The sequence below is a fragment of the Marinomonas lutimaris genome (genome assembly GCF_019426345.1).
GTDB lineage: Bacteria > Pseudomonadota > Gammaproteobacteria > Pseudomonadales > Marinomonadaceae > Marinomonas > Marinomonas lutimaris.
Genome location: NZ_JAHLLW010000005.1, coordinates 73,726 through 88,513 on the forward strand (window position 1 = coordinate 73,726; position 14,788 = coordinate 88,513).

Consider the following 14,788-nt stretch of genomic DNA (forward strand, 5'->3'; position numbering starts at 1 on the left):
TCTGTCGAAAAAAAGCAGTGGGTTTAATGGCGCCAAGCATACCTTAAATAAGCTGGTATTATTGGCGCCTCTGGTGATGTTAACCATACTCGCAACTTATGTTGGTGCATTGTCATGTTGGGAATTGCCGTGAGAATTAAGGCAAAGCATAGAAAGATACGCCAAAATTCTGACAAGAAGCTGACGGATGTTTCGTTAGGTTGAGTTTGTTGGGCGGACGTATCTGTTACTATGAGACTAAGAGTATAGCGTCTGAAAATCAAAGCGACTTAAAGGAAAAGAAAAAACAATGCGAAAAATTAGCACCTTATGTGTGGCAATCTTGTCTCTTGTTCTAACCGCATGCGCAAGTGGTCCAATCAGTCGTTCCGATTCAATAGGGTTCGAAGAAAGCGGCGGAGCCAGTTATTACGCCATGAAGTATCAAGGCCGAAAAACCGCTAGTGGGGAATTATTTGATCAAAAAGCCATGACCGCTGCTCATAAGCGATTACCTTTTGGCTCTAAAGTGAAAGTGACCAATGTTGCCAATGGTAAAAGTGTCGTGGTGCGAGTCAATGACCGTGGGCCGTTCGTAAGTGGCCGCATTATTGACCTTAGCAAAGCCGCTTTTCAGCGCATTGGTAATACTCGGGATGGTGTGATTGAAGTTGAGATTGAGGTCTTGAACTAGTTAGGAAGCATCCCGACACTTTTCCAGCAAGCTCGGCGTCAGTTTAATGCTGGCGACCATTTGGCCAAAATCGTCTGGATCACGCTGGATGGCGAACCCCAAATGACGGCAGAATTCGATCATGCGTTTGTTTTCGGCCAAGACAATACCTTTCATTACGCGAATGCCTTTGTCTGCGGCGACTTGCATCAGTCGTCGCATTAGATAAGACGCTAAGCCTAAACCTTGGAATTCATCGCCAAGTACCACGGCAAATTCACAACTTTGATCGTCGAAGTTATCTATGTATCGTGCGGTGCCGATGAGTAAATCTCGTCCATCCCGTTGAATCACTGCGAGTAAAGCCATTTCTCGGTCGTAGTCGATATGGGACATGCTGGCAAGCATGCGTGGTGTCAATTCTTCGATATTGGAGATAAAACGAAAATAACGAGTTTCATGGGACATGCTACGAACAAAATCCGCCAAAATGCCAGAATCTCTCGGTAGAACCGGTCTAACGGTGGCTATCTCGTCATTTTTCAATACTCGCTCCGATACCCATTGTCTTGGGTAAGGATGAATGGCGAGATGTTCATAACGACGCCAATTTTTGCAAAGTCGAAGATTGGCTGTGACGTCAGCGTAAACACTGCCGTTTTCGTAGAGCCGCACATCTCCTAGCTCTAGACTCTCAATTTCGGGTAATTCGCACACCATGGTAGATAAATTGCGCAGCAAACTTTCTAGTTCAAAGGACTCTTCTCCAGGAAACGCACGTTGAATTAAATCTTTTGCCAAGACGGTGTTGAGTGGCGGTAAAGCGACGGCTTCTGCTTGTTTGTGCTGCTGTGCGCCTTCCAAAGACAAACCAATGGCTGGGCCAAACACAGCATCCTGAAAGACTCGAAGGTGGATTGGTGCAGACAACTGATTTGAAGCCTGACGACGAGTAATTAAGTGAACATGGAATAGCTCAAAAACATCTCGTAGTGAATCGTTTTGAGGTACTTTTTCACCTTGTTTACCTTCTTGTTTAATAAGGCGATTAAGGGTCTTGGTTGCTTCTGAAACATCAATTTTAAAACGAAATGCATGGCTGTCAGGTGATTGCTTAGCGAGCAATTGGTTGCGTTGGAATTGCACCAAAAATTGAAAGCCTTCAATAGCTGTTTCAGGGGTACGGAAGGTGGGGATACCGGCTTCGTTAATACGCGTACGCATGTTGGTCATGTTTCCGCCGCCAAGCAAACACACCATGACGAGCTTTTTCTGTGTTCGGTGTAATTTGATAATAAGGTCGTACAGGGAATCGATGTCGATGAGTGCGGTTGGGCTTAGTGTCAGTAACACCGCACCACAATCTTCACTGTGCAAGGCATCGGCAGCAAGATCAATAAAGAGATCGGTGGCGCAACTTGCCCAAACCGTTGTCACCGGGCCAATGCCACCGCGACCCGCCATGGTGGATTCCAATCTATTGTGTAACTCGCCTTCTGGCGTGAGTAGATCAATGCCTAATTCCATAGCGCGTTGTGCTGCCAATTCGCCTGGCCCAGCGCCGTTTCCAATGATTAACAAGGAACCGTCTTTGACTCGACGAGCGTTTGTCATTACCGAGGCCGCTGCGATTAAATCATTCAAGCGTCGACCTCGTACCGCACCGGTTCGACTGAGTGCGGCGTCGAGTACTCGTTCATCAGCGTCAATAGAATGCTCTGTTACAACCGCAACCGGCTTGCTTCGCCCTGTGGCGCGTAAGCTGCTGAGGAATCGTGTCGGACGACCGATTTTTTGCAAATACATCAAAATGGCCTGACTGTCGAAATCATTGGATAAGTAATCCAAGACTTGCGATGGCATCACATCGACAGGTGATCCCATAGAAACCACTTGGGAAAAGCCGATGCCTTGCCACGTTGCCCAGTCTACAAGCGCACTGGCGACCGTACCAGATTGCGACATTAAGGCTAAGCGTCCCGGTAAAGGCTGGGTTAAACCAAGCCAAGCAAAGACGCCTTGTTTAGGGCGACAAATGCCAAAGCTGTTCGGCCCAAGCAAACGCACATTGTGTTTGCGCAGTGCTTCAACCAGCGATTCTTGGCTGTCGCTTGTCCAAGACAGCATTAGCAAAGAACCAATGCCTACAGCGCCACAGGCGGCAATAATGCTTTCCATGTAAGGTTGGTCTTCTTTGCAAGAATAGGAGCCGACCAACACGGCAAGATCAGGGCTTGTGGTTAATTCGCTGAGTGTTGAGAAAAGCGGAAAAGAGAATTCTGTCGCTGGCTGAACACCCACAAGACTAACAGGACAGGACTTTGTCGCATGAGAGAGGGAGGTCAAAAGCGCCAGCATGAGAGGATCGTGCGCATCATCGCCAGTAAGCACCACCATAGATTTTGGGGCGAGTAGAGATTGTAATGCGTGTTGGCTCACCTAATATTCTCCTGAAACTTACTTTATGCTTTGGGGAAAAAGCAACGTATTGAGACTGTATCATAGTCTTCGATAGTACGAATTGTAGACCATGGTAGGGTGGACTGTCTTTTTCATTCATGAGATCTTGTCATGCCAACTGTGTTCATGAAATTCTGAAAAGACCTCGGCAGTTTTTAAAAATAAAAAACACTGGAATAAAGATGACAACGGCTTACATCACACACACTTATTGCGACAAACATGATATGGGAGACGATCATCCCGAGTCGCCGCTGCGCCTTGGGGCGATTCAAAATCGTTTGATTATGGGGCAGTTGATGGATTTCCTACGTCGACTGGAGTCTGATCCAGCAACGCGTGAGCAATTGCTTCTTACACATGATGAAGCCTATGTAGATTCAATTTTCGCACGCGCGCCAGAAGACGGTCATGTGGAGCTGGAGCCAGAAACCTTGATGATGCCGCACACGCTGGACGCGGCTTTGTATGCGGCAGGCTCGGTGATTAAAGCGGTGGATCTCGTTATGACAGGCGAGATGGACAATGCTTTTTGCGCGATTCGCCCACCGGGACATCATGCGGAATACGACAAAGCCATGGGTTTTTGTTTGTTCAATAACATCGCTGTCGGAACACGTTATGCCATTGAACAATATGGTTTAGAGCGCGTAGCGATTGTGGATTTTGATGTTCATCACGGCAACGGCACCGAAGACATTTTTAAAGCCGATCCCAAGGTGCTTTATGCCTCCAGCTACCAGCACCCGTTTTATCCCTACAGCGATCCGGGCGCTTCACATGATAATATTCTACACATGCCGCTAGAAGCAGGTTCTGGCAGTGACGCCTTTCAAGCCATTATCTCCGAGCAACTGTTGCCCGCACTTGAAGCTTTCAAACCACAACTGATTATGATTTCAGCAGGCTTTGATGCTCACAAAGAAGACCCAATGGGACAACTAAGATTAAGCGAGTCGGACTTTACTTGGATTACCGATCTATTAATGGACGTGGCAGATCGTCATTGTGATGGAAAAATCGTGTCAGTATTGGAAGGCGGTTACAACGTAGACGCGCTTGGTCGCGCTGCATTTTGTCATATCAAAAGCTTAATGAGGCTTTGAAGCTAGATTTTTAATTTAAGCTTTTGGTTTTATTTTTTTTTAGCTTTAGGCGCTAGCCAAAAGCCTTTTGCCAAGCTGGTGGTTGAACTCAGATAAATTCTTGAGTTTGTGTGGTGCTAGATCAAATTTATCATGATTAAATTCGTCAGGGTGCGGTATGGCAATCGCTTTAATGCCAGCAGCTAATGCCGCTTTTATACCGCCGAGTGAATCCTCAAAAGCAATGCATTGATGAGCTTCAATACCAAGTTTTTCCAGTGTTAGCTGGTAAACATCAGGAGCGGTTTTGCCTTGACTTACTTCATCCGCTGAGCTGTAAGCCATAAAATAGTCTGCGATATCAAGGCGTTGTAACACGCTGGGAATAATGTCTTTTGGTGAGTTGGTAGCTAGGCCAATTTTTACTTTGGCTTGTTGTAGTGAATCGAGTAAATCATGGACGCCATGCATGGCTTGCCCTTGAGTCTCGATCAGATATTTGACTCGCTCAACAACACGATTCTCGACTTCCTCAAGAGAGGCATTTTGCCAAGGCTGTTTTGCAAACCAGAACTCAGTGACTTCTCTCGTCGTCATTGCCGCAGTTAGTGTCGCTAACTCGGCCGTAACTTCAACACCAACCGATGAAAACACATCGTATTCCGCTTGCTTCCAGAATGGTTCAGAATCAATCAGTAATCCATCCATGTCAAAAATAACGGCTTGCATAATTGTTTATCACTTTGCTTTTTTCTTGGTGTTTTATTAGACATGGATAAAGCCTAATTTGAAAGTGCATTAGGCAGCCATAAAGCGATTTCTGGAACTAGACAAAGTATGAATGCAGCTAAGCACATCAGAAGAAAGAATGGGAAAGCGGCTTTTGCAACTTTGCCTATTTTCTCTCCCGTCAAGCCTTGAAGAACAAACAGATTAAAGCCAACGGGTGGTGTGATTTGTCCAAGTTCAATCAGTATAACCAAGAAAACACCAAACCAAATAGGATCAAAGCCAGCTTGAATCACGATGGGTAAGGTTATAGGTAAGCTCATTACCGTGATGGAGATACCATCCAGAAATAAACCGAGTATGACGTAAAAAATGGCCAGGGCTAACAGTAAAAATGCTGGAGTAAGATCCAAACTGGCGATATAGCTTGCTAGCTCAGAAGGTAAATGTAGGAAGCCCATCGCAGTCGACAAAAGTGCCGCTGATACCAATATGCTGCAGACCATGGTTGAACTCAACAAGGTGGCAATCATTGCCTCTTGTATCATTTTAAAAGACAACTGGCGTTCTTTTATAAGAATAACAAGTGTCGCAAATACACCAACTGCAGCGGCTTCTGATGGTGTGGCAATACCTGTATAAATGGCACCCATTACGATAACGATCAGTGAAATTACGGGGAAAAGCAGAACCAAACTTTCCAGTTTACTGGCGGCATGGGATTGCTCTGGTGGGCATAATGAAGGGTTTAATAATGCTCGACATATGATGTATCCAGAATAGAGTGCCGCAATTAAAACCCCAGGCAATACGCCAGCCATAAAAAGTTTACTGATTGAGACTTCAGACTGAATGCCATAAACAATCATGACAAGGGAAGGCGGAATTAACAGTCCTAAGCTTCCTGCTCCAGCCAAGGAGCCGACGGATAAACTTCTATCATAACCACGTTTTTTAAGCTCAGTCGTGGTGATTTTTCCCACGGTTGCTGTGGTTGCCGCACTTGAACCACTTACCGCAGCAAAAAGAGCGCAGCCGAAAACATTCGTGTGAAGTATGCCGCCAGGGATCTTTTTCGTCCAAGGCTCTAATCCGCGAAATAATCTATCTGAGATATCAGACCGAAAGATAAGCTCGCCCATCAGTATAAAGAGCGGGATAGCAGATAGTTCCCAAGAGTTTGCAGATCTAAAAATAATACGACTGAGTATAGCTCCGGAGCGATCTAAACTGACATCACCAATTAAAATTAGGGACAACAAAGCAACGATAGCTAGTCCAGAGAATACCCAAACTCCAAGTCCGAGTACCAAGAGAATTAAGGTAATAACGCCAACGGCAGATAATAGAATTTCCATCTTATTTATTGCTCTCGATATGTGGGACTTGGCGTGTAGATACGAGTACAAGTATTCTGACAAATAGGGTTAAGCACAAAAGAGTTAAGCCAACTAACACCATGCCTTCCGGAATCCACAAAGGTGTTTCTGCTATGGACTCGCTGGTGACATTGCGTTTAAAGCTTCTGGCGACATTGATGTACCAGTAATAGGAAACCCAAAAAAACATAGCGAAAGAAACAAGAGAAATAAAAGAATCTAATATCCAGTGATATTTTTCAGGGAGTCGGTCACTTAATATATTTACCTTGATTAAACCATTTCGTTCTAAGCTATAACCTAAGCCAAGAAAAGTGATTGTGGCGATGGCGTAACCCACAAATTCATCTAGAACATAAGTTGATGTGCCAAATAGTCGCAAGACAATTTCTAACAATATATGACACAGCAGATAAGCAATGAGTAACATTGCCAAGGCGCCAGACAGCTGATTAAGCCGTCTGGAAATACTGACTAATAGACGGATGATCATTTGCTTTTCTCAAAATCCGCCATGATATCGCTACCCGACTTCCCAGTATCTTCTAACCATTCTTTTAGAGAAGGCTTAGCTGACTCTTGCAGCCAACTAATAAAAGTTTTTGAAAGGTTTTGATGAATGGTTACATTATTCGCAGCAAGCTCTTTGTAATTATCCACAACGCGAGTTCTTACTGTTTGCCAGTTATGTTCGTCTGTTAACGCGGCCGCTTTTAAAATAGCGCTTTGTTCTTCACTAGATAAATCATCAAACGCCTCTTTGTTCATGTGAACCATGTTCAGAGGGATTGCATATTGAATGGCACTATAATTATCTAGATGTTCCCAAAATTTACCGCTCGCACCAGCATCGGCTGAGGTAAGTACCGCTTTAATTCCTCCTGTAGACAGTTGAGGAACGACATCTCCCCATGAGAGGCTAATTGGTTCTGCGCCTGCCTCACGTAATGTCAAAGTACCATTTTTGTCATAGGTACGGATTTTTAAATTGGCGAGTTCTTCTTTTGTAGTAACAGGTTTTTGAGACCAAATACCGCTAGCTGGCCAAGGGGAAGCGTAAAGTAGGATTTGTCCATTTTGAGCAAATACTTTCTGGTAATAAGGCTTGGCTATTTTATAAAGTTGTTCGGCCTGATCTTCATTTTCAACAATAAAAGGCAACGAAGACAATAAAAATATAGGGTCAATACCTGCCATGCTGCCTGCCAAGGTGTCTGCAATCTGGATCGCGTTATCGGCAACCGCGTAAAAGTTATCCGTAGATTTGAAACCTAAAGATCCACCGGTATGAAGCGTAATATCTATGTCACCTTGACTAAGCTTAGTGACTTGATCAATGAAATACTTATCTCCTTCAGCATGAATAGACGTCGCGTTGTATTCATTAGAGAAATCAAACTTTGCGGCGGCTAATGTAAATGGTGCTTGGGACAAGACGACAGAAACTAACAATAGGCTAGAATAGCGCATACGACGTTTTCCTTCGGGAGTGGGTATCTACCGACTCTAGGGCGCTTATCTTTTAGTTGTATTCCTCATTGCGGCGAAAGGTTGACGGAAAACGACTAGAGTATTTTTGTGGAATTTTCTTTGCACTTATTCAGTTCATGCGATGCATAAACGTATCATTGCTGGGCATAAAAAAGAAGAACGGCATTCTGAATGCCGTTCTTAGTTATCTTTTATTATGCTTGCTCAGTTACTTGTACTTTCTCTGTTTCCCAATTCAATAGCACAGGTTGCTGTGCATCATGGGCAAAGAAGTAACCTGCTTTCGGCGTGACGTATAAGGTTTGGCCTTTTTCGAAGCAGTTCTTATCGAAGGCTTTGTGAGGTAGGTCGATTTCCCATACGTCGTTGCTGTGCCAATCTATTGGAGTCAGTTCTAGGCGAACTTCGGCGCCAATCGGGTTGATGGCAATAACGCGTAACGGCAAGTTTGCTTGGGCTGTTGCTTCTTTCGAGACAAAGAACTCATGGGAGCGAATGTACAGTTGGCCGTCTTTCTGTTCTGCACCATTTGGCAGAACGATATTGGCTTGCAGATTTTGCCATTTGCCGTTTTCCAATTTGCCTTCAAAGACATTGGCGTTGCCAAGAAAGTCGAAGACAAACCGGCTGTTAGGTGAGGCGTAAAGTGCACCTGGTTGGTCGATCTGTTCTATGTGGCCATTACTCATCACGACAACTCGATCAGACAGTTCCAAGGCTTCCTCTTGATCATGGGTGACGAAGACGCTGGTGAAGCCCAGTTCGTCGTGCAATCCGCGCAACCAGCGACGAAGCTCTTTACGAACCTTGGCATCCAATGCACCAAAGGGCTCGTCCAGTAGTAAGACTTCTGGCTGAGTCGCCAGGGCACGTGCCAAAGCGATACGTTGTTTTTGACCACCAGAAAGCTGTGACGGGAAACGGCTGGCAAGATGCTCAAGCTGCACCATTTCCAATAAATGCATAACGCGGTTTTTTATTTCAGTCGGGCTTGGGCGTTCTTTACGTGGTAAGACTTCTAAGCCAAAGGCCACATTGTCAGCCACTGTCATATGGCGGAACAAGGCGTAGTTTTGGAATACGAAGCCCACGCGACGATCTCGCACATGCAAGTTAGTCACGTCTCGGTCACCAAACTGAATGCGACCAGTATCCGCGCCTTCTAGACCCGCGATAATGCGCAATAAAGTGGTTTTTCCTGAGCCTGATGGGCCAAGCAAACCAATCATTTCGCCTTCGTTGATATCCAATGACAAAGGTGACAAGGCTTGAAACTGCCCAAAGTGTTTGGAAATGTTTTCAATCAAAATACTCATTGTGTCACCTGTCTTTCTTTTTCAGCTTCAATTTTTAAACTACGTTCCTGACGCCATTCGATGAAGGCTTTCAACAACAAGGTAAGTAGGGCGATCATCGCTAGTAGCGATGCGCTGGCGAACGCCGCAGCGGCTTGGTAATCCTCATATTGCAACTGAACGTGCAGCGGCAAGGTGTTGGTTTCGCCACGAATATTTCCAGAGACCACAGATACCGCGCCAAATTCACCGACGGCACGGGCGTTAGTTAGAATCACGCCGTAAATCAGCGCCCATTTGATATTCGGCAAGGTCACGCGACGGAATAATTGCCAGCCAGAAGCGCCCAGAATGACGGCGGCTTCTTCGTCTTCTCGTCCTTGTTGTTGCATCAAAGGAATCAATTCTCGGGCGACAAATGGGCAGGTTACAAACACGGTGACCATGACAATGCCAGGCCAAGCGAACATCAACTGGATGTCATGATCATAAAGCCAAGAGCCAATCCAGCCGTTATTGCCGTACAACAAAAGATATAACAGGCCCGCCACTACAGGTGACACCGCAAAAGGGATGTCCATCAAAGTCATTAGGATTTTTCGACCGGGGAATTCAAAACGGGTTACGGCCCATGCGAGCATGACTCCGAATACCAAGTTAATCGGCACGGTTAGCGCCGCAACCACCAGAGTTAAACCAATGGCGTGCAAGGTATCGGCTTCAATTAAACTATTGAAATAGTGTGCTGCGCCTTCCACAAAAGCTTGTTGGAAAATGGCAATCAGCGGCACGACTAACAAAATCGCGGTCAAGAACAGCGTCAGACCAATTAGTAGCCATTTAACCAAAGGGCTATCGCCGACTCTAAGTTGGCTCGATGAGTGTTTAGACGATGACATATAAGCTTCCTAACTGCGTCCATGAAGGCGACGTAAATAACGCGCCTGCCAAATGTTAATGGCAAACAAAAGGATCAGTGACGCTATCAGCACAACAGACGCAATGGCGCTGGCGGCAGGGAAATCGAACTCTTGTAAGCTAACGAAGATCATCAAAGACGTAATTTCGCTGACGTAAGGCATGTTACCCGCGATAAAGATGACAGCACCAAATTCACCTAAGCTACGAGTGAATGACAAGGCAATGCCCGTCATCAATGCTGGCCACAAGGCAGGGAAAATAACCCGACGAAACACCGACCAATCGGATGCGCCTAGCGTCATTCCTGCTTCTTCCTCTTCTGGGGATAATTCTTCCAATACTGGTTGAACCGTTCTAACCACAAAGGGAATGCTGGTAAACGCCATAGCAAGCACGATCCCCCAAGGCGTGTAAGCAACCTTGAGTCCTAGGCTTTCGAGTATTTCACCGTACCAACCGTTCTGAGCGTATAAGGTTGCCAGGGTGATACCTGCAACCGCCGTTGGCAAAGCAAAAGGCAAATCCACCAATGCATCTAAAATACGGCGTCCGGGGAATTCATAACGCACTAATACCCAAGCCAATAGAAGGCCAAAGAAACCATTAAAGATAGAAGCTATTAAGGCCGCCCAAAGCGTGACTTTGTAACTGGCAACCACACGTTCGTCGCTGATTACTTGCCAATATCTATCCCAGCCCATGTCGACGGATTGCATAACCAGTCCGCTCATTGGGAGTAGTAAAATCAAACTGATAAACAGCAAGGAGGTTCCCAAGCTTAAACTGAGTCCGGGCAAGACTCGCTTATGGCGAGGTCTGGTTGCGGCCGCGCTTAAATGTGTTGCCATGTGTTTGCCTATTATGGTCTTAACAAGAGTATTTCAATAAAGTCGCTAGTTGCTTTAGAGACAGAAAAGCCGGATACGCAAGCGTATCCGGCTAGTTGTTATCTATTCAGATATTAGCGGCGCTGAAGTTGGTCTAGTTTACCACCATTTGCGAATAATTCTTTAGTCGCTTGTGGCCAACCGCCAGCAATATTTTCGACGGTTAACAAGTTCACTTCAGGGAACTTATCAGCGAATTCTGCTTTTACAACATCGTTGTGTACGCGGTAGTTAAAACCAGCTAACAAACGCTGAGATTCTTCGCTGTACAAGTAGCTTAGGTATTCACGAGACACTTCTTCTGTACCGTTTTTCTTCGCGTTTTTCTCAACAACGGCTACTGGGAATTCAGCCAAGATAGAGGTTTTTGGTACAACCACTTGGTATTTGTCTGCACCGTATTGGTTACGAATATTGTTTACTTCCGATTCAAACGTAATCAACACATCACCAATGCCACGCTCAACGAAAGTTGTTGTCGCACCACGACCGCCAGTATCAAACACAGACACGTTTTTCAGGAAAGTACTGAGGAAATTGTCTACTTTCGCTTCGTTGTCTTTGCCGAAGGTTTTTTGTGCGTAACCGTAAGCCGCTAGGAAAGTGTAACGACCGTTGCCAGATGTTTTAGGGTTTGGGAACACCAATGCCACATTATTACCCGCTAGATCGCCCCAGCTTTTGATATTTTTTGGATTGCCTTTACGTACAAGGAAGGCAATTGTTGAATAGTAAGGTGAGCTGGCATTTGGAAATTCGTTTTTCCAATCGGCAGGAATCATTTTGCCTTTGTCATGCAAAACTTGGACGTCGGTGACTTGGTTAAAAGTAACAACATCGGCAGACAAGCCGTTCATGATGGCATTGGCTTGTTTTGAAGATCCTGCATGAGACTGTTTGATCTCGATAGTTTTGCCTGTTTTCTCTAACCAATGTTTTTCAAACGTTGGGTTATAAGTGGCGAACAGCTCACGAGCGATATCGTAGGACGTGTTAAGAATCGTTTGATCCGCAGCCGACGCTTGAACGGCTCCGCTCAATAACAATGTACCAATAATAGATTTTAAAAAGCGTGGCTTAGATTTCATAGTATCCTCATTTGGGAAGCAGTGAATTATATTGATAGCGAGATTACTTAAAAGATTTAGTTATTACAATGGCTAAAAAGTAACTTTTTTGGAATATAGATAAGGCGTTTTTTAAAACAGATAGTTTTCAATAACTTGACGAAATACGTTGTGATTTTTCTTGTGCGGCAAGGGTGATGGATTGCAGCCAATCCATAAAGACAGTCAGGCGTTTGGTTGGTTGTCTGCGTGATGGATAGAGCAAGGATACCGGCATTGGTTCTGCTTCGAATTGAGGTAGGATAGAAATGAGTAGGCCTTTCTTGATGAGGTTTTCTGCGCCAATAGCGGGTATTTGGGCAATGCCAAGCCCTGCTAAGCAAGCATCTAAATAGGCATCTGTGCCATTAACCGCTAGGCTACTTGGCATGGATTGTTGTTTTACCTTGTGGCCTTCTAGGTATTCAAATTGTGCGTCGAGATTACCAAGCGAATGGGAATACTCGATCAGCTTATGATTCGCTAGCTCTTCGATTGTTTGCGGAATGCCATATTTTTCAACATAGCTTGGCGACACACAGTTTAGGCTTCGGTACAGCGTTAATGGACGAGCGATAAGGCTACTATCATCAAGATTACCCACTCGAATGACACAATCAATACCTTCTTTAATCATATCTACTCGATAATCTGCGCTGCTGATCTTTAAACGTATGTTCGGGTATTTTTCGAGAAAGTCGGATAAATGCGGAATGACAACCGTAGTGGCAAAACGGCTTGGCATGTCGACTCTAAGTACACCGCGAACATCACTTGGTTCTCGTTGGAATTGGCTGTCCAGTGCGTCTAAATTAGCGAGTAATGCTCGACACTGTGGTAAATAGATCTCACCGTCTTGAGTTAACGTTATATTGCGAGTGCTGCGATGGAAAAGTCGTGTCCCAAGTTCGCTTTCAAGTCCTTGAATAGCAGTTGAGATGCTTGATTTTGGTAAACCAAATGCGTCTGCTGCTTTAGTGAAACTACCAAATTGAGCAACCAATACAAAGCGCTGCATGGCTTCAAACTTGTCCATCACCTCTACCTTTGTTCGTTTAATGCGAACAATGTTATCACTTTTGGTGTGTATATCCAGACTAATAAAATCTCTATTCTGCACTTGTGTTTCGACATCGAACAAATAAACAAGAGGGATAGACTATGAAAAAGTTAGCGATCATCACAGGTGGTAGCCGCGGTTTAGGAAAAAGCAGTGCCTTAGCGTTAGCGGATAAAGGTGTAGACGTTATTTTTACTTATCACAATAATGTCCACGCAGCACAAGATGTGATTGACGAGATTAAACAAAAAGGACAAAAAGCCTTTTCTTTACAATTAGATACGAGAAATGTTGTCACTATTTCTGAGTTCGTGGGCCAAATTCAAACTGTGTTAACTAATGAGTTTTCACGAAGCGACTTTGACTATTTATTAAATAACGCTGGTACGGGGTTACATGCGAGCCTTGAAGACACGACTTATGACGAGTTGGAAGATATGTTGGCGATTCATGTCAAAGGACCCTTCTTTTTGACTCAGTCGCTTTTACCATTGCTTAAAGATGGTGGACATATTCTTAATGTTTCTTCTGGTTTGGCGCGTTTTAGTTTGCCTGGCTCTGGTGCTTATGCAATGGCCAAAGGCGCGGTTGAAGTGATGACGCGTTATATGGCAAAAGAGCTTGCAAACCGCCAGATCCGTGTGAACACATTGGCGCCAGGAGCAATCGCTACGGATTTCCGCGATGGTAATGTCCGAGACAACCCACAAATGAATCAAATGGTAGCTTCTGTTACTGCCTTGGGCCGTGTTGGCGAAGCAGGCGACATTGGTAAAGCCGTTGCTATGTTGTTGAGTGAAGACAGTGGTTGGATAACTGGACAGCGTATTGAAGCGTCTGGAGGAATGTTTCTTTAGTCTGTACGTCGCATGATTGGGTAGCGGCAAAGACTGTAAGGAAACCTGATCATGCGGCATTGTTATTAACACAGTTGAACGCCTTGTATGTTTTTAAACGGCAGGAAAACTGTATTTTGGAGACAGGTATTATGATTCGTCATATTTTACTTATTCAGTTTAATGAACTTGCAGCGGCCTCAAATATCTCACTATTTTTTGAAACGCTCGATAGCATCACCGAGAGAGTAGAGGGAATTGCGTCAATAGAATGGGGAGTAAATAATAGTAAGGAAGGAGCTAATAAAGGGTTTACACATTGTGTGACGATGACCTTTATTAATGAAGCGGCACGCGATCATTATTTGCCGCATGAAGCGCATGACGAGATAAAAAAACTACTAGGATCGTTGCTCAGTGATATGATTATTATTGATTACAGTATTTAAAAGCCTCCTTTACACCTTCCAAAGCCCTCTTCGCGAGGGCTTTTTCATCTTTTTTATGCCTTTCTGATTTTAGAATTTTTTGTTTATGTTTACCGAATCGTTACATTTTTGTTCTGGTGACTCTCTACCTGTGTGAGCGATAATAACCGTACAATTTGATTTGATAATTATTATTACGTTTGTTCTTGGAGAGATAATGCTTCTATCACAGTTACCGAAAGGTACGGTTGCTGAAATCCATTCTGTTGCTCATCCACAAGAAGACATGCAACGCCAACTTTTAGCATTAGGTTTTGACCCAGGTGAAACTGTGCAGTTGATGACGAAAGCGCCATTTGGTCATTCTTTGCAAATAAAGGTCGGCTCTACTTTGGTCGCCATTCATTCTGAAGACGCAAGCTATATTCACCTCTGCGATTAGTATTTAGCTTCAACAAG

The 14,788-nt window shown here is 44.6% G+C and carries 15 protein-coding genes; 5 read left to right on the forward strand and 10 right to left on the reverse strand.

The genetic code is table 11. The features are described 5' to 3' along the window. Positions 1-289 precede the first annotated feature (289 nt). Positions 290-673 (forward strand): septal ring lytic transglycosylase RlpA family protein, encoded by a 384-nt coding sequence (locus KPL72_RS07870; RefSeq protein ID WP_219702383.1) that lies wholly within the window; start codon positions 290-292, stop codon positions 671-673. Here the strand turns inward: KPL72_RS07870 and KPL72_RS07875 are convergent, their stop codons facing one another. After that, positions 674-3,091, reverse strand: a complete 2,418-nt coding sequence (locus tag KPL72_RS07875) for a bifunctional acetate--CoA ligase family protein/GNAT family N-acetyltransferase (RefSeq protein WP_219702384.1) — start codon at positions 3,089-3,091, stop codon at positions 674-676. A 203-nt stretch (positions 3,092-3,294) separates the two neighbouring features. Here KPL72_RS07875 and KPL72_RS07880 point away from each other — a divergent pair, with 203 nt between their 5' ends. Next, complete coding sequence (locus KPL72_RS07880; protein ID WP_219702385.1) at positions 3,295-4,218, forward strand: histone deacetylase family protein; 924 nt, start codon at positions 3,295-3,297, stop codon at positions 4,216-4,218. Positions 4,219-4,263: 45 nt separating this feature from the next. Here the strand turns inward: KPL72_RS07880 and hxpB are convergent, their stop codons facing one another. From hxpB to KPL72_RS07925, 9 genes are all read right to left on the reverse strand, one after another. Then, the gene (gene hxpB / locus KPL72_RS07885; protein WP_219702386.1) at positions 4,264-4,926 is read right to left on the reverse strand and encodes a hexitol phosphatase HxpB; all 663 of its coding nucleotides are present in this window, start codon (positions 4,924-4,926) and stop codon (positions 4,264-4,266) included. Between the two features lie 53 nt (positions 4,927-4,979). Further along, positions 4,980-6,284 carry a TRAP transporter large permease gene (locus KPL72_RS07890; RefSeq protein ID WP_219702387.1) on the reverse strand — a complete coding sequence of 435 codons (1,305 nt, stop codon included), beginning with the start codon at positions 6,282-6,284 and terminating at the stop codon, positions 4,980-4,982. Position 6,285: 1 nt separating this feature from the next. After that, positions 6,286-6,798 (reverse strand): TRAP transporter small permease, encoded by a 513-nt coding sequence (locus KPL72_RS07895; RefSeq protein WP_212917546.1) that lies wholly within the window; start codon positions 6,796-6,798, stop codon positions 6,286-6,288. Then, on the reverse strand, positions 6,795-7,775 hold the full coding sequence (locus KPL72_RS07900) for a TRAP transporter substrate-binding protein (protein ID WP_219702388.1): 981 nt from the start codon (positions 7,773-7,775) through the stop codon (positions 6,795-6,797). The genes KPL72_RS07895 and KPL72_RS07900 overlap by 4 nt, the downstream gene beginning before the upstream one ends. Positions 7,776-7,990: 215 nt before the next feature. Beyond that, complete coding sequence (locus KPL72_RS07905; RefSeq protein ID WP_212917548.1) at positions 7,991-9,112, reverse strand: sulfate/molybdate ABC transporter ATP-binding protein; 1,122 nt, start codon at positions 9,110-9,112, stop codon at positions 7,991-7,993. Further along, positions 9,109-9,990: a sulfate ABC transporter permease subunit CysW gene (cysW, locus tag KPL72_RS07910; protein WP_212917549.1), complete on the reverse strand. Its 882-nt coding sequence runs from the start codon at positions 9,988-9,990 to the stop codon at positions 9,109-9,111. The genes KPL72_RS07905 and cysW overlap by 4 nt, the downstream gene beginning before the upstream one ends. A 9-nt stretch (positions 9,991-9,999) precedes the next feature. Then, positions 10,000-10,860 (reverse strand): sulfate/thiosulfate ABC transporter permease CysT, encoded by an 861-nt coding sequence (gene cysT / locus KPL72_RS07915; RefSeq protein WP_219702389.1) that lies wholly within the window; start codon positions 10,858-10,860, stop codon positions 10,000-10,002. A 113-nt stretch (positions 10,861-10,973) separates the two neighbouring features. Beyond that, positions 10,974-11,987, reverse strand: a complete 1,014-nt coding sequence (gene cysP / locus KPL72_RS07920; protein WP_219702390.1) for a thiosulfate ABC transporter substrate-binding protein CysP — start codon at positions 11,985-11,987, stop codon at positions 10,974-10,976. Positions 11,988-12,114: 127 nt separating this feature from the next. After that, positions 12,115-13,041: a LysR family transcriptional regulator gene (locus tag KPL72_RS07925; RefSeq protein ID WP_219702391.1), complete on the reverse strand. Its 927-nt coding sequence runs from the start codon at positions 13,039-13,041 to the stop codon at positions 12,115-12,117. A 125-nt stretch (positions 13,042-13,166) separates the two neighbouring features. Between KPL72_RS07925 and KPL72_RS07930 the strand changes: the two genes are divergently transcribed. From KPL72_RS07930 to KPL72_RS07940, 3 genes are all read left to right on the forward strand, one after another. After that, the gene (locus KPL72_RS07930; RefSeq protein ID WP_100186559.1) at positions 13,167-13,922 is read left to right on the forward strand and encodes an SDR family NAD(P)-dependent oxidoreductase; all 756 of its coding nucleotides are present in this window, start codon (positions 13,167-13,169) and stop codon (positions 13,920-13,922) included. 131 nt (positions 13,923-14,053) lie between these two features. Further along, on the forward strand, positions 14,054-14,350 hold the full coding sequence (locus KPL72_RS07935; RefSeq protein WP_219702392.1) for a Dabb family protein: 297 nt from the start codon (positions 14,054-14,056) through the stop codon (positions 14,348-14,350). A gap of 196 nt (positions 14,351-14,546) precedes the next feature. Beyond that, positions 14,547-14,771 (forward strand): FeoA family protein, encoded by a 225-nt coding sequence (locus KPL72_RS07940; protein ID WP_072838872.1) that lies wholly within the window; start codon positions 14,547-14,549, stop codon positions 14,769-14,771. Positions 14,772-14,788 lie beyond the last annotated feature (17 nt).